Source organism: Fructilactobacillus lindneri DSM 20690 = JCM 11027, assembly GCF_002907375.1.
GTDB classification, from domain to species: domain Bacteria; phylum Bacillota; class Bacilli; order Lactobacillales; family Lactobacillaceae; genus Fructilactobacillus; species Fructilactobacillus lindneri.
The window spans coordinates 104,227-123,906 of record NZ_MIYK01000016.1 but is presented as its reverse complement, the minus strand read 5'-3'; the positions used below and the strand labels follow the sequence as shown (position 1 = coordinate 123,906).

Sequence of the window (19,680 nt, the reverse complement as noted above, 5' to 3'; positions counted from 1 at the left end):
CATGTATTAGGCACGCCGCCAACGTTCGTCCTGAGCCAGGATCAAACTCTCATTTTAAAAATGAGAACTTTACTAGCTCTTATTTATTTTATTTCTTAAAGCAAATTGACTTTGCATAATGTTTTAACCTTTAAACTAAGTTTAAAGATTACCTTACACTTTTGTAATCAAAATCTTGTTCAGTTTTCAAAGATCTACTCTTGCACTGCTTCTGCAGTGCGTTTACTATAATAACTCGTTTAGAAATAATTGTCAATGATTTAACTTAATTAATTTTAAAAAACTCAATCACTTAAAGATTAATTTGTCAAAGCATTTCGTAATCATTCCCTAACGAACAATTATTAGTATATCTCATTGGTCAAAGAATGTCAAACGTTTTTAACAATTAATTTTAAAAAATTTATTTTCAATTTTTAATCATAAAAACATGCCATTCCTCAAGCGACAATTAATAATATACACCCGGTTAATTCCTATGTCAACAGTTTGGTCAAAAAAAGTCAAAATATTTTAAACACAAGTTTTTAAAAGCATAAATTAATAAAAGTATTATTGATTTCGTTCGTAATTTGTAAATAAAAAAGACTAACATTTGATAAAAATAAATGTTAGTCTCCTATAATACGAAAGTATTTTTTTAATTTATTTATTAAGAACTTGATTAATGGTGTCATTAACTACATTTCGTTCCTTATTAATCAACGAAACTTTTCCTTTAATTAAATCAAGATCCATTTTAATTTCACGAGTTAATCCTGGAGTTTGCAACTTAGGTGTAAAAAATGATTCAAATTCTGCTAAACGAGCAGGCGTATGAAAAATGTTGGCAGTAACTGTAATAAAGGTTGCAAATTCCATATCACCACCAACTGTATCTTCTAACCATTGCCAATCATTTCTAATCCAATCCCAAGCGGCTTGTTGTCCAGCTTCATTATTTAATAATCCCCGATACCAAGCTCGCAAATCTTGAGGTTTAATCACAGCAGCATTTTCAAAATTATTAACTATTTGTTGAATCAACTCAGGGTTAGTTGTATTTGGAAGTGCTAAACGAATATCACTTTTAAAGCTGGCATCCGCAGTTTTTTGATAATCATCCAATAATTTAGTAAATAACGCTTCACTACCAAAGTTTTGAACTTCATTTTTTAATACCAAACCACGCACATCTGCTGACAAATCAATTAAATCATTTTGATAACGTTCAAATAATTCGTGGGCTTGTTGAATTGATGCTTCGTTTTGTGCATAAAGTGAGGCATTTAATACAAATGGACGAGTTAGCTGATCATCATTACTATCATCAGCTTTAGGAAGCCATCCTAACCGTTGTACTTGTTGATGACTTAATCGATCAAACAATTCTCGCAACTGCTGTTCAGCAGGAGAAGCTGGTTCTACAAACATTCGTAAACTATTAGCAATTTGGTAAATTTCAGCATTTACCGTTGCCGAATGACTAGTTGAAAATCGGACCAGCAATGGAATCAAGTCCGCATAAGAAACCTGCTGTGCAGAAGCTAGCAAGCGTAAATCCTGTAATAGCTGACGTTGATCAATCGGTGTCAAAGTATCAGCATGATGTAAAATATCCTGTAATAATTTTTCATCATATTTAACAATATAATGAGAGTTATTTCCTATATTCAAACGGAATGGCTGGTCGTTTTGTGCTCTTAATTGTTGATAGTCACCTAGTTCAAGTGTTTTGTCATCCATAATCTGTGGTGTTTCAGGATAATTACCGTTCAAAGGAATCTTCCATATGCGTCCTTCATCCTTGCCACCACCAATAAAGAACTGTTGCTGTGATAAAATCAGCTTACCTTGATCGTTAACATTTGCTGTTACCACTGGATAACCAGGTTGTTCTAACCATGAATCCATGATAGCGCCAATTTTTAATCCGGAAGCATCTTCTAACGCTTGCCATAAGTCGCTTCCAGTAGCATTGCCATATTGATGAGCCGCAAAATATTGCTTGAGTCCTTTTCTCAAAGCCTCATCGCCAAGTAAAGAACGTACCATCACTAGCATCCGTGCCCCTTTGGCATACACAATGGCTGAATCAAAGAGTGCATCAATTTCGGCTGGATCATTCACATCAACGTGAACCGACTGAACTCCATCCGTAGCATCACGTTGTAAAGCAGCTGGAACATCAGAAGTTTGAAACAGTTCCCAGATATTCCAATCAGGATTAAGGGCATCAACTGCCACATATTCCATCATATTGGCAAAACTTTCATTCAACCACAAATCATCCCACCATTTCATAGTAACTAAATCGCCAAACCATTGGTGAGCTAATTCATGGGTAATAACCGTCGCAACTAACTGCTTAACGTCTAAAGAAGTGTTGTTTGGATCAAGCAGCAAATAAGACTCCCGGTAAGTAATCAAGCCCCAGTTTTCCATTGCTCCTGCCGAAAAGTCTGGTAGCGCTAACTGCCAAGAATGAGGCAGTGGATATGGTGTTTGGTAAAAATCTTCGTAAAATTCAATAGCACGCTTTGCTATATCTAAGGCAAAATCCAACTCGTTTGCTTGATGAGCCTTAGTAGCAAATACTCCCACTTTAACTCCACTATCAGTAGTAGTAATCTTGCTTTGTAATTCTCCAAAAGCAAATGCAACTAGATAAGTTGACATTTTAACAGTTGGAACAAAATAATGAACCCCATTTTGCACATGATCTTCAGGCATATTAGCTAAAATGGTTTCGCCATCGTGTTCATCAAACTTAATAGCAAGACTAAACGTCGCTTTTGCTTCTGGCTCGTCCACTCCTGGAAATGCTTCACGAGCAAAAGTAGTTTCAAACTGCGTTCCGATAATCTGTTTCTGAACTCCGTCTACTTGGTAGTAAGAAGGATAGATTCCCATCATCGAATCAGTCAGCTTAGTATGGTAGGTAATCGTTAATTCAACTTTCCCAGTCTTAGGAAGTTGAATGTTTAATGTTTCTGCTTGGTTATCAGTCGTAAAATCAACCGGTTTTCCATCAGCAATCACTTCTGTAACCACTAAATTTTTTTGATTAACGGCAATCTCCAATTTGTCAGCATTACCAGTAATAATCGTTTTCCCGTGAATTGTTTTATTTTGACGATTTATATCAAAATAAACATCATAATGATCTGGTTGAAAAACATCATACAATCGTTTTATCTCTGCCATTTTCAATCCCTCTTTGGCTTTCTAAATAATTTTTACATTTTTGCAATTGTAGCCGACTTACTATTAATAGTAAAGAATAGCGAAATTTCTTTTTTAAGATATCGACAATTGAATTATAATAAAACTATCTCATTCTCAATTTTAAGGAAGAAAAAATATGTCAAAAGAAACGAAACGTGCCATTTTCATTATTATTGCGGCCAACTTCATCATTTGCCTGGGATGGAGTCTAGTTATTCCGGTTGAGCCTTTTATTAAATCTGAATATCATTTAACTGCGGGCGAAATGGGAGCAATGACTTCCCTGTACGCGCTAGCACAGTTCATTTTTTCGCCAATTGTCGGACGGATTTCCGATAAAATGGGGCGAGCTCCAATATTAACCGCTGGACTACTCCTATATATGTTTTCCGAGTTAATGTTTGCCGCTTCCAACAGTCTGCTGTTATTTGATATCTCACGAAGTATCGGTGGGATTTCAGCCGACATGGTTGGAACTACTTCGATGGCGATGGCAGCTGATTTATCCAGCGAACGCGATCGTGCCAAAGTAATCGGCTGGATTTCAGCTGCTTTAAGTGGTGGCTTAATTATCGGACCCGGGATTGGAGGCGTATTAGCCAATATCAGTTACAAAACACCATTCTGGTTTGCTGGAGCCGCAGGATTAGTAGCTGCTGTCATTTTCGTGGTTGGTTTACCTAAACACATCAAAAATCAAAGTAATGGTCATCAGGTTGGTCAAGTTAACATTACCGAAAAGGGACTAAAAGCCATCATGAGTAAAGTGGTGATAATTCTTTTTACGATGATTCTCATTTCTTCATTCGGACTAGCCGGGTTTGAAAGTATTTATACGTTGTATGTTAACCAAGTTTTTAAATTTACTTTAAATGAAATTTCAATCACCCTAATCTTAAATGGAATTTTCTCACTTATCTTGCAAGTCCTACTGTTTGATAAATTAGTTAACTTTTTTAGTGAAATTAGACTAACTCGAATTTGTTTTTTAATTAGTACGATTGGAATTGTTTGGCTTTTATTTGCCCATAGCGCTATTGAAGTTATCATTGCAACCCTATTGGTATTTTGTGCCTTTGATGTTTTACGACCTGCTATTACTACAATGCTGACTCGTTTTGGCAACCGTAACCAAGGGTTAATTAATGGACTAAACATGTCGCTGACTAGCATTGGTAATATCGCTGGTCCAATCTTCGCTGGATCATTGATGGACATTAATCCCCATATTCCATATGCAATTGTGGCTGGAATCCTCTTCGTATCAGCCTTAATAACTTACGTTGTTAGTCATGAAATGAAAATTGATAAAAATGTGAAAAATTATTAGGCTTTTTAGTTTATAATTAAAGTGTTAAATAATTTAAAAGGAGTTTTTTTAATGTACACAGATGAAAAAAAGAAAATTGACTATTGGTCATTAATCGCTGGAATTATCTTTATTGGTTTGGGACTTACTATTTTTGCCCGTCCCTTTGCAGCCTTTCGTTCATTAATAATGGTGATTGGAATTATCGCTCTTTGTATGGGAGCTTACCATATTGTCCTTCATAAACAACTTGAAAAAGAACTTAATATGGGTGGTTATCAATTTATCATTGATGCCATTGTCGACGTTCTGGTTGGGTTATTATTAATTTTTAGTAATTCGTTTGGTTTCTTTCTAATTGCGATTGCCTTTGCGCTCTGGTTTATGGTTGATTCAGCGATTGATATTTACAAAACTGTTAAAGCCAATAAGATTTCAAAGAAACCTTATTACTACCTAACTCTGATTTGTGGAATTTTAGGAGTATTTATTGGGATTTTCTTATTCTTCTCACCAATGGTTTCAAATGCTTTAGTCATTCTTTTAATTGCAATTTACTTTGTAATTGAAGGAATCAAAATGATTGTTCGTGCCTTTTAAGCACATTTTCAAACAAAAAACTTCGTAAACACGGATTAATCCATGCTTACGAAGTTTTTTTATACCTTATTTTTGTCTTACAGCACATACAATACTGTGAACCAGCATTCCAGCTATCATCATATACATTGCTGGCATCATTCCCATTGGGAATAACATTACAACCAAAGTTAATACCCAAAAGGCTGCCATACACCAATAAAATATTTTCATCTACTAACACCTCGATCCAAGACGTTTTAATTATACTAATTCTATTTTAACATCTTTTCGTGTTAGAAATAAGCTTTTACAAATAAATATCCCGCTAAAATAAATGATGCAATAGCAATTAACATCCGCAAAATACGGATGTTAACATGACGGACAATTAAAGGACCACAATAACCACCAATCAATAACCCGATTCCAAGCGGTAAAACTGCTCCCCAATCAATGGTAGCCTTGAAAATAAAAAGTGCGGTTGCGGCAATATTACAAGCAAATGTCATCACGTTTTTCACAGCATTGTACTTAGCAAAACTTTCGCGCGTAATAATTGCTAAAATAGCCAATAAAACTACTCCACCAGCAGCGCCAAAATAACCTAGATAACCACCAACAAAAATAATCCCGGCAAAACTAGCAACTTGAATCCAGCGGTGACGAGTTGGATGTTCAGCATCTCGTTTTAGCTGTGTTTCCGCTTTAATCTCGGTCCCACGTCCAGAAAGAATTAACATAAAACCAGCAATAAAGATAAAAAATGGAACTACCTTTTCAAAAGTTGAAGCTGGAGCAATCAAAAGTAATGAGCTTCCAATTAAACTTCCGATTACAGCTAAAATTGTGTAATAAAATGCTCGCTTCCACTGCCCTTTTAATTCTTTTAAAGAAGCAGGAATTGCACCTAAACCGGTACAAATTAGTGAAACCGTGTTAGAAACATTAGCAACCACTGGTGGAATTCCTACCATTAGTAACGCTGGATAAGAGGCAATCGAAGCTAATCCAGCAATCGTGGCTAATAATCCCGCCACAATCCCGGCTGCTATCAAAAAAACAAATTGTAAAATCATACTCGTTAAATACTTCCTTCCGAAGTGTTTAGAATTGTAATAGTTATTTCCATTATATACAAAAACAGCCCTCACATTAAAGTGGGGGTTGTTTTTAAATCAAAATATTTTTACAATTTTACATCATATTCATAAAAATAATGAGCTAATGGTAAAAGATCTTGTCCACCATAGTAATCAAAGAATTCTTGCAAACTATAAGTTTTACCAGCTGGTTTGTCATCTTTGTATTTATGACTAACTGATTCTTCTAATTTTCCATCAACAATTTTGACATCCAAATCTTCAACAGGCAATCCACGTTTGTCATTGATAACAATATCAATCAAAAATGGAGTTCCAGCATTGGCAGCCTGAACGGCTTTATCAAATGCTGCAGGGAGTTCACGATAATCTGTTACTCGAATCGCATCTAATCCCATTCCTTTAGCAATCATCGCAAAATCTTGTTGTTGTAAATCAAGACCATAAAATTGCATTGGTAAATCTTCTTGCTCACCCTTAATGAAACTTAAGTCACCATTTTGGGTAACAATGTTGATAATTGGTAAATGATATTTAGTCATAGTAACCAAATCCTGCATTACCATTGATAAAGCACCATCTCCAGCAATATTAAAGACTTGCTTTTTCGGATTATCTAATTTAGCTGCAATTGCACCTGGTACTCCAGAACCCATCGTTGCAAATAAAGCTGAAATGACCCATTGATTCGTAGGTCTGATATTCAAATATCTAAAGGTGTTAATTATATTATCACCAACATCAACTGAATAAATTGTATCTGGATTAGAAACTCGATTAATTTGATTATAAACCTGAGCAGGTGTCAAACTTTCATCATCACTGGCCAACATCTTTTTAATATATTGTTTCCAGTTTTGCATATCAGCAGCAGCGGCTTTAAAGAATCCACTAGGAGCAACAGTTTCACTACGATCAAGTGCTTTTTCAACAAATTGCGTTGCATCAGACCAAATTGCTAATTCTGGAACATGATGACGACCAAGTTCAATTGTTTGATTATCAATTTGAATGTACTTGAAATCATGAGTAGCATAAAAACTATTAGCAAATGGAAAATCTCCCCCAATAGCAATGACTAAATCAGATACGTCCAAAATCTCATCAGCGGCTTTGGAAGCAGCTCGGTTAGCAGTACCCAAATTCCCCTCATAATCTTCATTGACATATCCTTTAGCTAAACCATCCATAACTAATGGAATTTGTAATTTTTTCGATAATTCAATTAATTTGTCGCCACCATTTTTAATTCCACGACCAACATGAATAACAGGACGTTTAGCATCTTTAACTAACTGCAAAAATTCATCAACTTCGGCATCAGTTGCTTGTGGTTCAGGAGCTGGCTTGTTATAGGTTTGTGAAGCGGAATCATATCTGACATCTGGAATCAAATCAAAACCAAAATCATTTGGAATTACTACTACAGCGACCCCTTTTTTAGCATAAGCTTCGTGGATGGCCCTATCAATGACATGAGGCAAACTTTCGGGAGTCATGACTAATCGATCATAAACAGCCACATCTTCAAACATGGGAACCTCAGGCATTTCTTGGAAATAGTTGTAATTCATGTTATCGTGACCAACTTGTCCCACTAATGCTAAAACCGGAACATGATCTTCTTTAGCATCATATAATCCGTTTAACAAGTTAACTGCTCCTGGTCCAGCAGAACCAAATGCAACTCCAATTTTGCCTGTTAACTTAGTATGAGCTGCGGCAGCTAATGCTCCCACTTGTTCGTGTCGAATCTGAATGTAATTAATTTTTTCTTTTTCAATATCAAGTGCTTTAAGCGTTGAGTTAATTGATCCACCTGGGTAACCATAAATATCCTTTACCCCATAAGCTTCAATTACCTTCAACATTGCTACAGCAGCAGGAACTTTGTTTACATCTTTCATCATATATTACCTCCCTTTCATACTATAAGTATGGTACCTTTTGAAAACGCTTGCAATATTTTGGACTACCTAATTTTCTGCAATTAAACTTTAGTTGTTTAACTAAAAAATTCAGCTAAATTAGTCCCATCGGGTCCAATTTAGCCGAATCTTGTTTAATTATTTACTTTTTTTCGTCGATGTTTTTGAAAAATCACAATATAAATGGTAATTGGAATTGTCAAAACTATTCCAATTGAAGAAATCAGCGTCATGATAAACTCGGAAACAAAAATTTTATCATTTAATACCATTCCAAAATCATAATGGAGACGAGCAAACCAGATAAACAAACCGATTAATTCACCATAAAAACCAAAGAATAAAGTATTAAAGGCAGTACCGACAATTTCTTTTCCAACTTTGGTGCCTTCTTTACGTAACTTAGTATCAGTGATGGTTTTATCATGATCTTCTAGTTCAACTAACCCTGTGGCTAATGCGACAGCAGCTTCAGCAACTGCCCCTAAACAACTCAAAATCGTCATAGCACATGAAACATCGAGAAATCGAACGCCTAGCTGCAATGACAGTCCCTCTAAATCCTCGGTATTTTCAACGCCAAAGCCTTGAACCTGAGCCCAATGCTCAACTGGAATAATTAGTAAAATCACTAGTCCTACTACAATTAAGGAAGTTAAAAACGCAATATCGGCATTTCGTCCCTGTTGATTACCAAAGTAGATGGTAATTACTAAAATGATGACGGCACTAATCAAGGTCACAAGCAAATAAGGAATTCCAAACGAAATCAAGACAACCGACATAAAGACTAGACCAAAATTAAATATCAAGCCTAAAAATGAAACAAATCCTTGTTTACCACCTGCTAGCAACATTGCGCCAAATAAAACAAAAATTAACGCTGTAATAGTTGTCATTTGATCACCTTCGTTTCACATAAACCTCCAGCAATTAAACCAGTAATAGGTACTGTTAGTGCAATCCCGATTCCACTAATCAAACTTTGAACGATTCCCAGCGTCATAATCATGGAATATGAATAGCCCCAGTTATTTCCATTTCGCATGAAAAGTACCATCATGGGAAAAGTTCCAGCTACAAAAATCAAGAATAAAACATTAATTAATGGTCCCATAATTGATCGTCCAATCTTTCTCGCATTCTTAAATAATTGCCAAAAGGTCAACTCCGGCTCTTCTCGATAAACAGCGAATAAACTAGAAGTAATGTCGGCTGAAAGATCCATGATTGCTCCTAATGAGCCAATCATACTACCTGCAAAAAATAATGGCAGTCGCTGTTGGGTCACATAATCCATCATTTCAAAATTCATGCCGCGTTGATGTGTAGCCGACATAACTAAGTAAGCAATCAAAATAGCGGCAGCCGTTCCACAAATAGTTGAAGCAATCGCGACAAGCGTTTCTTTGGACCAGCCAAAGATTAAAGCTGCCGTCACAAAAGTAAAAATAACTGCCAAAATGGAAAACAAAATAAACGGATTAAAATTCGTTCCTACATCAATTTCAACTGCCGCGAAAAAGAGAAGCGCATTAATTACTAAACTTAATAAAGCCATCGATCCTCTGAATTTTAAAATCAATAATAATAAACTAATTGTCAGCCAAACTAAAAAAACAACTACCGTATCACGTTTAAATCCATTGATTAAAATTGAAGACTTGTTGGATTTTTTGTTTCCTAAATGCACAAACACCTGTTGTCCAGCATGATATTGCATATCGGTCGCGCCAGCACCGGAAAATTGGTTTTTCGACTTCATAATTTTCCCGCGGTCTTTACCATTTAAAATTTTAAGCGTCACGGTTTGATTTTCTTGAAAATCTTGGTTATGAAATTCATCGGTTACTTTTGTACGACCATAATTATGGACTTTTTGTACTTGTGCAACGGTCTGATGATAAAATGGAGCATCAAAATGCGTAAACACCATTGCTCCAATTCCGATCAATAAAGTTAATAAAATTGTAAGCCACTTTATATGAAACTTAGGATTAATTCGAGTCAAGTTGCCATCTCCAAACATAATTAAATGAAACTAAACTAGCATTAGATACCATTATAAACTAAATGAAAGGCCAGAAAAATGAAGTGGACTTTTAAACGTTTTTTAGTCTCAAATCTAACAACAAACATCCTTACGACTAATGAAAGATTAATAAAAAGCAGCAACGCCTTTGAACAGATCAGTTAGAGCTAAATTCTAACTGATCTTTTTATTTATGATAAGGACTTCCCTGATTAATCATAAAGGCTCGATAAATCTGTTCACATAAAACCAACCGTATTAATTGATGAGGCAGCGTGAACCGTCCAAATGACATTTCAAAATCTGCTCGCTGTAAAACTTGAGGAGATAGTCCTAACGAACCACCAATCACAAAAGTAATATCAGAGTGCCCGTACGTAGTTAAATCTTTGATTTTGGCAGCAAATTCTTCTGAAGATAATTCTTTTCCCAAAATTGCTAGTGCAATTACATATTCCCGATCGCCAATCTTACTTAAAATACGTTGTCCCTCTTTTTCCATTACCGCATCCATTTCAGCTTGACTTAATGATTCCGGTGCTTTTTCATCTGGTACCTGCACAATTTTAAATTTACCAAACCGTGACATTCTTTTTTCATATTCAGCAATTCCGTTACGAAAATATTTTTCTTTTACTTTTCCAACTACTACTAACTTAATGTTCATAAGTCTACTCCTTTTAACAGTTTATCCACAAATTTATCCACAGCAATGTAATTATTTTCCACTTTTTTCTCAAAATCACCTACCCGTTTTTTTACTAAAGTTGTCAACATGTTTTTTAGTTATCCACAATATAAATAACAACATATGTTCGTTAACACATCTTTTTCCTGTCATAAGCGTTGATATAACAGCGTTTTATTTTTAACTAAAAATGTTCCATAAACTTATGCACAATCACTGTGGATAAGTTCTAGATAGTTATCAACTTGTTATAACTCCCTAAACAATGGTGTTTATATTTAATAATTATGTTTATCCACAAAGTTATCAACAGAGTTTTCAACCGTAGTTTATTTTGTTACTTTTTAGCTTAATTATTGTATTTAATTATGTAACTTCGTTCGTAATTTAATTTTTAGTGTAACTTTCCGTCATTTCATAAATTAACTAATATTTGCTTTAATCATTGAATAATCAACATTAAATACTCTAATAAGTACAAAAATGTAAATTAACATACTGTTAGATTGTACATCAACTAACTATCAATTGCCGAATTTAGTTGGTTATAAACAAAAAGCATAATTATCTATGCGATAATTATGCTTCAAAAATCTTATAAAGTAAGCAAATCAGACGGTTTTTCTACATCAGTATCAAATAATTTAAAATCACGTCCAACGCCTAAGCCATTATTTTTCATCATAGAGGCAACGGTTAAACGCGCTAATGATTTCGTATTATTGTGGTGACTTCGATGAGCTAAGAAAATTTGCTTCGTTGCTGGTCCCATAATATCCATTAAGGCTTCTGTTCCTGCCACATTAGATAAATGTCCCGTTGGACTTTGAATCCGCATCTTAGTGGAATACGAATAATCGCCATTCATCAACATATCCGTATCGTAATTGCATTCAAATAAATATCCGTCAGCATTTCTAATGATACCTTCAATTTGATCATTGATTGATCCCGTATCAGTCACAATCACAAAACTCTTCCCATTATGATGGTAATTATAAAATTGGGCATGGGCAGCATCATGTTCCACCGAAAAACTTTCCACATCTAAATCACCAAATAATTCAGTTGAATCAGGTGCAAAAACAAACTTTTGTTCGGTTGGAAATTTACCAATTTTACGTTGCATGGCTTTCCAAGTCGCATCATTAGCATATACATTCATGCCATATTTACGTGCTAAAATACCAACTGCTTTAGCATGATCAGTATGTTCATGAGTAACAAATAACGAATCAACATCCTTTAAATCTTTGCCAATCGATTTCATGAGCCGTTCGATCTTTATTCCTGATAATCCAGCATCCTGAATTATTTTATGCTGGGGCGTTTCGATGTAGGTACAATTCCCACCGCTTCCACTAGACAGAACACTAACTTTTAACGAATCATCACTCATTGATTGTTCTCACTTTCTACATTTTGACTATTATTTTTAATCTTAACCTTTTCAGTTTTAAATGATGCCCCATTAAAGGCATTAATTCGTTTAATTTGTTTTTTATGACTGGTTTTACTTTCAGTTGCAATCATCCAGGTTGGAATATAAACATCTTCTCCGCCAATATGCAACAAATGAGTGTAGGCCAATTTAGTCCACAACACCTTAGAATTATTAGGAATCTCATTATATTGATAAAGTCTAATAACTGCGTGTTCTTCAGAAATTAATTCGGATTTTTCATGTAGAATTTTAATATTGTTTAATTCTCGTTGTGTATAGCCACTCAAATGATGATCTTTTGTAATATTAAAGGTAATTCTAGCATTAGATGAAAGCACCGTACTATTAACTACCATTTGATCATAAACAACTTTATTTTTATTAGACAAATGCTTATTATATAGAAAATATTTGCCATCCAGCACAAACCCATTCTTTTTCATCAAATGGTCAATTGTTTTATGTGGATCATTTTCATCTACTTTAATGATGTTTCTAAAAGTACTAACAACAGTATTACTGTCAATTCTAGCATCTTGGTTTTTAAGTTTCGAAAATTGAGACTCAAGATTATTATCCTGAGTTGCCGAAAGATAATAGCCATCCAAACGCTGATTAGATAACTTCCCAACTGAAATTGAATCATGTTTCATTTCTTTAATGATGGTATTATCAGCATTTCCGACTGGTGTATTAGTAGGCTGAATTTTATTGCTTTTTGTCATAGTAAACAAAAATATATCAATCACAATAAAAACTAACAAGAAGATTTCTTGAATTCGCTTAAAATTCATTAGAAATTCTCCTTTCCAGCTTGATAGTGAGGACTTAATGTTTTGTAATTTACCCATTTATTATGGTATTTCACAAACCAGGTTGATTGCAATGTTACTAACAAATTATTTTGCTTGTCAGGAATAATCTGATAACCCAACTTAACATCAGTCACTTTTGACATATCAACACCATCATTTTTCAAATCACGCAATAAATTCCTAGTACTAGGAAGGATAGTTGTCTGTCTATTGGTAGGAACTGGGATTTGAAAATCACGTAATGAAAATTTATAACGTTCAGTATTACCGTTAATAAAGCGATACGAATAACTACCTAATTGTTCAGAACCATACAGCGGGAACCCTTCGATAAAGAAACGATAATTAACGGCTTTGTCCTTATTCGTGTAACTATCAAATTTTGTATTATCTAGTGGTACTCCTAATTGGATAGCATTCCGATAAGCTGCTTCTAATGCCTCTTCTTGATTATTAACATTATGATGAGTTTGATAATTATTATAAATTACATTCCCATCATTCGAAAATGTTAGTCCCTGGTCAGAAGAATTATAAGTCGTACTATTCTTGTGGTGTTTAATCGTAGCATTAGTTGTATTTCCAATAATCCGACTTAGGTACAAAGACTGGGATTGTTCCTGCAGTAAATAACCATAATCTTTCATTTTAACTTGACCTGGGAAATACAAAAAAGGACGGCCATTACGCAACCGCATTTCGACGTGGTCTTTTGTAACATCATGCCGAATAATTCGATGAATCTTTGCTAAGCTACGTGATTTTACATTTACTTGATAAATCGTATGATTCTGATCACTTAAAAGATACATACGGTTATTATCATCAATAGGCAAGACAATTCGATTAATATCCTCTTTCCCATTAAATCCGGAATAATGCAAAATTCTGCCAATAATATTAGATGAAATCGAACTATTATAATTCAACATTAACGAATCATGATAATTCATCTTATCCAAATATTTTTGCTGATTTCCTGTTGAAATTCTTTTAATTTTAGAAAAATGATAATTATCCATGTTTTTCAGAATTTCACCCACTAAATTAGTCGTGGGGCTTGTCAGCATTTGTTGCTTTCCATCTCTATCCGTCTGAATAATTTGAGTTGGGGAATAAACCTCCAAAAAATTACGCGAGTTAATGTCATTGTGTAATGCTGACTTTTGCTTAGGATGGTTATTATTACTAAATCGTGCTGGATTAGTTAGCAAAGAAACTGACAACACGAGACTAATCCCAACTGCAACTGCTAGCGAAATCGGTAAAAATAAACGTTTAAGCCTGTCCTTCATCCCACAAATCCTCCTAAACTGATTCACAAGGAAGGAAAACATAGAAAGTTGAACCTTCTCCTTCTACACTCTCCACCCGAATATTACCGCCAAATGATTCAATGATTTCTTTTGAAATTGCTAATCCCAGTCCACTACCACCTTGAGCTCGTGAACGTGCTTTATCAATTCGATAAAAACGATCAAAAATATGCTTAATCGCTGATTTAGGCATTCCCAATCCCTGATCGGCAATACTAATCACAATTTCATTATGATTTTCGTACAATCGACAAGTAATTACACCACCATCAGGTGAATATTTAACTGCATTATTCATGATATTATCAATCACTTGCGTAAAACGGTCAGTATCAATTTCAGCCCATAAATCTTGCTCAGTAAAAAAGCGTTTAATTTTATAATGTTTTTTTGAATCATCATTTTTAACAATCATATCAAAGCGATCCAAAATATAATTAACTAATTTATTAATATTAACCAATTCAGTATTATATTTTTGTGTTCCAGAATCCATCCTTGATAAAGTCAGCAAATCATTAATCATTCGAATCATTCGATCAGTTTCATCTTGAGTGACATGCAAGAACTTTGGGGCTAATTTTTCATCCTTCCAAGCTCCATCTAATAATGCTTCAATGTAAGAATGTACACTGGTAAGCGGTGTTCTCAACTCATGGGAAACATTTGAAACGAATTGTCGTCGGTCTTGATCGATTTTTTGTTGAGCCGTAACATCATGAAAGACACAAACAATTCCATTTATGAAACCTGATTTTCGTTGAATCAGCGAAAAATGAGCCGACAAAATCAACTTATGACCCTCAGTTGAAAAATCCAAAAATACTTGTCCTGGATCATCGATTAAATCTTTTAAAGTATATCTATTTTGCAATTTTAAAATATCTAAGATTGGTTTACCAACTGCTTGCGCTTTATTAAGTCCCAGTAAATCTAAAGCTTCATCATTCACAATACTAACAATTCCGCGTCGATCAGTAGCCACCACACCATCGGTCATATTATCTAATACTGAATCCAACCGACGTCGTTCTGATTCAGTCAATTCTTGCGATTCTTCAACTTGAACAGACAGATTATTAACCGCCTGAGCCAATTGTCCTAATTCATCATGACCATAAACCTGTACATGGCCGGAATAATCACCGCGAGCAATTTGTTCTGTCTGTTTCTTTAACTCTTCAATTGGTTTCGTAATGGCTCGGGAAATAATCAATGTCAGAATTAGTCCTAAAATAATGGATAAGACCGCCGCAAAAAGATAAATAATCGTGATGTTATTGATATTGTGATAAACCTGACCTAAATTAGCCCGAATATAAACAACACCTTCAACATTATTTTGATTTTTAGAACTATTAATTAATGGAGTAATTAAGGTGTAATATCGATTATTGTTTTCTGAATTGTTCTTTTCAATGGTTTTACCACTGTATAAGGAACTTTTTATATCACTATCAGTATTCTTTTGCCCTACAAGCGATTGGCTACTCGTTTGATTAGTCCCTCGGATATTTCCTCGAGAATCTACCACTGTAATCTCGTCAACGTTACTAACATCAGCATCTTGTAAGATAGTCTGAATTTGTTTATTAGCTTTAATCTGATTTCGACTAGCTAATTGTTTTTTTAAAGAAGCATTGACATATGGCTTTAATTGAATTGATTCTTTAAAAGTATTCAAATTTTGGTATTCAAGCTGACGTACAAATACTGCTCCCACTGTTTCCAGCGTTAGAAGCAGCATCAACACGAAAACCAATGCAATTTTAAAATGAATGGATTTAAAAAATTTCCATCTCTTCTTTACCATTTAGTTAACCTCTTACTACTTATTATCATCAGCTACATCATGCACATAGTATCCGACTCCCCGACGTGTAACCAACCACTTGGGATGACTAGGATCATCTTCGATTTTTTCTCGTAAACGTCGTACCGTCACATCAACTGTCCGCACGTCACCAAAATAATCATAACCCCAAACGGTTTGCAATAAATGTTCCCGCGTCATAACTTGTCCAATATGTTGTGAGAGGTAATGAATTAATTCAAATTCTCGATGCGTTAAATCAACCGGTCCGCCATTCTTCGTAACTGAATAAGAATCAGGATGAATTACTAAATTTCCGAGAGTAATGTCTTTTTTATCTTCATCATCAGAGTTGTTAGAATCGCTATTTACTGACTGTCTTCGTAAATTGGCTTTAACTCTAGCAACTAGTTCTCGATTTGAAAATGGCTTGGTAACATAATCATCAGCTCCAATTTCCAGCCCTAAAACTTTATCTAACTCTGAATCCTTGGCAGTTACCATGATAATTGGCATATTGTGAGTTTTTCGAACTTCTTTAGCCACTTCTAATCCATCCATTTTGGGAAGCATCAAATCTAGAATAATTAAATCTGGATTTTCTGATTCTACTTTTTCCAGCGCCTCTTCGCCATCGTAAGCAACTACGACCTCGTATCCTTCTTTAGCTAAACTAAAATTTTCAATATCTGTAATTGGTTTTTCATCATCAACAACTAATATTTTTGCCATAATTTAATAACTCCTAAGTTTGTTAATTTGAATTTTGAATTGTCTCTATCAGGTAATGATTAAGGCTTACTTTCTGCTCAATCATGCCATATTATAACATATATAAAAGTGAGACCTTTAACGGTACCATTTAAGATTATTTAAATTAGTTGGATTTTTTGCAAAAGATAGTTGCACTAGGGTAGGCCGTATGCTAGTATTATATATGTACTTTTGATATGGGCAGTTAGCTCAGCTGGCAGAGCAACGGACTCTTAATCCGTGGGTCCAGGGTTCGATCCCCTGACTGCCCATCCTTGGAACGACTAGTGTAGTCGTTCTTTTTTTATATGTAAATTTATTTAGTAACTATCTTGTTAATCACCACTAGGAGAATTTTATTATGAATACATGGCAAAAAATCACTCGGGTAACCCGCTTGCATTCCTTAATTGCATCGGTGCTTCCGTTTTGTTTAGGAATTTTGTTTGCTTTATACCAGTATCATACGCTCAACTTTTTTCATAACGTCTTGTTTTTTATTATTTGTTGTTTAATGCAAATTATTGTTAATCTTTTTGATACCGTCAAAGACTACCAAAATTCGTTAAAATATAACTTAACTCAGGAACAAGATGGAATTTTTAAAAAGATTAGCAGTCCGCAGGAATATCAAAGACTCAAGTATTTAATTTACTTGCTGACTGGTATCGGATTGGTATTAGCATTATGGCTCGTAGTCGTGACTAGTCCGCTGATTTTAATTCTAGGTCTAACCGGGGCTGCGATTGGTTATTTATACAGCGGTGGTCCACATCCTATTCAAAATGGTCCTCTAGGAGACAGTGCTTCAGGAATTATTATGGGTTACATCATTTCATTAGCCTGCGTTTTAATTAACATTGCTCCCAATCAAGCTAGTTGGTCAATCGCTGGTCAAATGATTTTTGTTGCTGGAATTGCGATTTTTGCTATTACTAATATCAGCCTAGCAAATAATCTCTGTGATTATGAAGAAGATATTAAATTCAATCGTTTTACCAGCGTGAGTTATCTTGGCAAAGAAGGAACTTTAAGGCTTTATTTATTTAATTATCTCCTTGGTTATGGATGTTTATTAGTTTCTATTATCATGCATTGGCTACCAATTGAAACTATTCTAGTATTTCTTACCATTCCATTAATTCTTAAAAACACTAAAAAGTTTTGGAAATTTCAGTCAAAACAAAAAACATTTGTACTTACGATTCGTAATGATATCGCAATCACTTTAACTGTAGTTCTTGCTACTATTATTTACGCAATTTTTCCTAATTAATTTTTATAAAAAGGTCTATCCCAATGATTTTTCATAGGATAGACCTTTTTGTTATGATTCACTTGATTTTGCTTCAGCATGATATCCATAAATAGTTACGATTGAGCCAAGGATAATAATTGCAATCCCAATCATTGTAGGAATATTAATGTTTTCTCCAATTAAGAAATAAGCAAAAATTGGCGATAAGACTGGCTTGAAAAAGAACACCAGCGAAGCAATTGAAACTCCGCTGTCTTGTAATGCCAGAAAATAAAATGCAAACCCTCCGCCAGTAACGGCAACTCCGACGAACAATAAAATCCATAGATTAGGTAGATTTACATTCTTTAAAATTGGGATATCTGTAAAGTTTTTTAACCAACTAACTGAACGCATCCCATTAGCAACAAAGGGGATTTTAGTAATTAAAATTATAATTAATAGTTCAATTGATCCAGCAATAAAAGTAAAACTAGTCATTACTACTCCATCCAAATGAACTTTTAAAGAACTCGCTTGCGACATAATACTATAAAATCCAAAGGTCGCTGCAGCAAAAATTGCTAATGAAATTCCAATTGGGTCAATTAGTTTGAATGGATCAATAATCACTAATAATCCAACTACTGATAATACCAACGAGATAATATCAGCACGTGAAATACTTTCATGTAAAATTAGGTATGCAAACAAGAGCGCAAAAACCGGATTACAGCTAAATAAAACTGCGACAATCGCTGGTTCTCCATAAACAATGGCTAATTGATACAAAGTCATTGAAACTACCACACATAAAAGACCGGTGTAAAAAAAAGGTTTTCCAGTCTTCCCAATGTAGTTTGTGATGCAGTTTTTTCAAATGTACTAAAGCAAAAGGTAAGATTACCAACCCACCTAGTGCAAATCGGATTAAGTTTAACTGAATTGGGTTAAATTGATTTCCGGCAACTTTTAACGCAATTTCCATCAAACTAAATAAAACGGTCGATATACAAACATAAAGCATTGATTTTTTCATATGTAGATTCTCCTCTTACTATCCAAAATACAAAATAATCAAGTAAAATGCAAATTACGCCAGCAAAAAAGCCATTCTATTTAATAGAATGACTTTTTAAGTTTAATTAATTTTTATCAAAATCATTAATTACGTTTTCGTAGTCTTTCATGAATTTGTTGTAAGCATCTTCGTCATACTTGTCGAATTTGCCAACTCCATGAAGGGTACGTTTGATTTCATGAATGGCTTTGTGTTCTTCAAACCAAGCACGAACTTTGTGACCTTCTTCCGATTCAGTACTTTCTTTAGCTAAATCTTTTTCAAGTTTAGTTACGATTTCCGAAATCTTATCTAATGTTTTATCTGCTTTAGTTGCATCTGACATAATATCACTCCTTTTTTAGTTAATAGTGACATTATACAAACCCTGTTCAG

General features: G+C 34.4%; 18 protein-coding genes and 1 tRNA gene. 4 read left to right on the top strand and 15 right to left on the bottom strand.

All coding sequences use genetic code 11. The annotated features are described in order from the left end of the window. Positions 1-645: 645 nt before the first annotated feature. Positions 646-3,186 carry a M1 family metallopeptidase gene (locus BHU33_RS05450; RefSeq protein ID WP_056997769.1) on the bottom strand — a complete coding sequence of 847 codons (2,541 nt, stop codon included), beginning with the start codon at positions 3,184-3,186 and terminating at the stop codon, positions 646-648. A 157-nt stretch (positions 3,187-3,343) separates the two neighbouring features. Here BHU33_RS05450 and BHU33_RS05445 point away from each other — a divergent pair, with 157 nt between their 5' ends. Both BHU33_RS05445 and BHU33_RS05440 read left to right on the top strand, forming a co-directional pair. Continuing rightward, positions 3,344-4,537 carry an MFS transporter gene (locus tag BHU33_RS05445; RefSeq protein WP_056997768.1) on the top strand — a complete coding sequence of 398 codons (1,194 nt, stop codon included), beginning with the start codon at positions 3,344-3,346 and terminating at the stop codon, positions 4,535-4,537. 51 nt (positions 4,538-4,588) lie between these two features. Further along, positions 4,589-5,116, top strand: coding sequence for an HdeD family acid-resistance protein (locus BHU33_RS05440; RefSeq protein ID WP_054646486.1), 528 nt, complete (start codon positions 4,589-4,591; stop codon positions 5,114-5,116). A 66-nt stretch (positions 5,117-5,182) separates the two neighbouring features. Here the strand turns inward: BHU33_RS05440 and BHU33_RS07540 are convergent, their stop codons facing one another. The 11 genes from BHU33_RS07540 to yycF form a co-directional block, all read right to left on the bottom strand. Continuing rightward, on the bottom strand, positions 5,183-5,329 hold the full coding sequence (locus tag BHU33_RS07540) for a hypothetical protein (protein WP_156405633.1): 147 nt from the start codon (positions 5,327-5,329) through the stop codon (positions 5,183-5,185). A 62-nt stretch (positions 5,330-5,391) separates the two neighbouring features. Then, positions 5,392-6,174 (bottom strand): sulfite exporter TauE/SafE family protein, encoded by a 783-nt coding sequence (locus tag BHU33_RS05435; RefSeq protein ID WP_054646487.1) that lies wholly within the window; start codon positions 6,172-6,174, stop codon positions 5,392-5,394. Between the two features lie 110 nt (positions 6,175-6,284). Further along, the gene (spxB, locus tag BHU33_RS05430) at positions 6,285-8,105 is read right to left on the bottom strand and encodes a pyruvate oxidase (protein WP_054646551.1); all 1,821 of its coding nucleotides are present in this window, start codon (positions 8,103-8,105) and stop codon (positions 6,285-6,287) included. Between the two features lie 155 nt (positions 8,106-8,260). Further along, positions 8,261-9,025, bottom strand: a complete 765-nt coding sequence (locus BHU33_RS05425) for a YibE/F family protein (RefSeq protein WP_054646488.1) — start codon at positions 9,023-9,025, stop codon at positions 8,261-8,263. Beyond that, the gene (locus BHU33_RS05420) at positions 9,022-10,137 is read right to left on the bottom strand and encodes a YibE/F family protein (protein ID WP_225354788.1); all 1,116 of its coding nucleotides are present in this window, start codon (positions 10,135-10,137) and stop codon (positions 9,022-9,024) included. Before BHU33_RS05420 ends, BHU33_RS05425 begins: the two co-directional genes overlap by 4 nt. 208 nt (positions 10,138-10,345) lie before the next feature. After that, positions 10,346-10,825, bottom strand: coding sequence for a 23S rRNA (pseudouridine(1915)-N(3))-methyltransferase RlmH (rlmH, locus tag BHU33_RS05415; RefSeq protein ID WP_054646490.1), 480 nt, complete (start codon positions 10,823-10,825; stop codon positions 10,346-10,348). Positions 10,826-11,441: 616 nt separating this feature from the next. Then, the gene (locus tag BHU33_RS05410) at positions 11,442-12,245 is read right to left on the bottom strand and encodes an MBL fold metallo-hydrolase (protein ID WP_054646491.1); all 804 of its coding nucleotides are present in this window, start codon (positions 12,243-12,245) and stop codon (positions 11,442-11,444) included. Next, on the bottom strand, positions 12,242-13,084 hold the full coding sequence (locus BHU33_RS05405) for a two-component system regulatory protein YycI (RefSeq protein ID WP_054646492.1): 843 nt from the start codon (positions 13,082-13,084) through the stop codon (positions 12,242-12,244). The genes BHU33_RS05410 and BHU33_RS05405 overlap by 4 nt, the downstream gene beginning before the upstream one ends. Then, the gene (locus tag BHU33_RS05400; protein WP_078775184.1) at positions 13,084-14,400 is read right to left on the bottom strand and encodes a YycH family regulatory protein; all 1,317 of its coding nucleotides are present in this window, start codon (positions 14,398-14,400) and stop codon (positions 13,084-13,086) included. The genes BHU33_RS05405 and BHU33_RS05400 overlap by 1 nt, the downstream gene beginning before the upstream one ends. Positions 14,401-14,413: 13 nt before the next feature. Beyond that, positions 14,414-16,234: a cell wall metabolism sensor histidine kinase WalK gene (walK, locus tag BHU33_RS05395; RefSeq protein WP_054646494.1), complete on the bottom strand. Its 1,821-nt coding sequence runs from the start codon at positions 16,232-16,234 to the stop codon at positions 14,414-14,416. 15 nt (positions 16,235-16,249) lie between these two features. Next, a complete protein-coding gene (gene yycF / locus BHU33_RS05390; RefSeq protein ID WP_054646495.1) occupies positions 16,250-16,966 on the bottom strand; it encodes a response regulator YycF in 717 nt (238 codons plus the stop codon). A 220-nt stretch (positions 16,967-17,186) separates the two neighbouring features. On the opposite strand from yycF, the gene BHU33_RS05385 reads away from it, so the two are divergent. Further along, positions 17,187-17,259 (top strand) — tRNA-Lys (locus BHU33_RS05385). 89 nt (positions 17,260-17,348) lie between these two features. After that, complete coding sequence (locus BHU33_RS05380; RefSeq protein WP_054646496.1) at positions 17,349-18,263, top strand: prenyltransferase; 915 nt, start codon at positions 17,349-17,351, stop codon at positions 18,261-18,263. Between the two features lie 51 nt (positions 18,264-18,314). Here the strand turns inward: BHU33_RS05380 and BHU33_RS07635 are convergent, their stop codons facing one another. From BHU33_RS07635 to BHU33_RS05370, 3 genes are all read right to left on the bottom strand, one after another. Next, positions 18,315-19,022, bottom strand: coding sequence for a DMT family transporter (locus BHU33_RS07635; RefSeq protein ID WP_263850565.1), 708 nt, complete (start codon positions 19,020-19,022; stop codon positions 18,315-18,317). Next, positions 18,961-19,212 (bottom strand): EamA family transporter, encoded by a 252-nt coding sequence (locus tag BHU33_RS07715; protein ID WP_263850450.1) that lies wholly within the window; start codon positions 19,210-19,212, stop codon positions 18,961-18,963. The genes BHU33_RS07635 and BHU33_RS07715 overlap by 62 nt, the downstream gene beginning before the upstream one ends. A gap of 157 nt (positions 19,213-19,369) precedes the next feature. After that, positions 19,370-19,630: a hypothetical protein gene (locus BHU33_RS05370; RefSeq protein WP_065866131.1), complete on the bottom strand. Its 261-nt coding sequence runs from the start codon at positions 19,628-19,630 to the stop codon at positions 19,370-19,372. Positions 19,631-19,680: the final 50 nt, after the last annotated feature.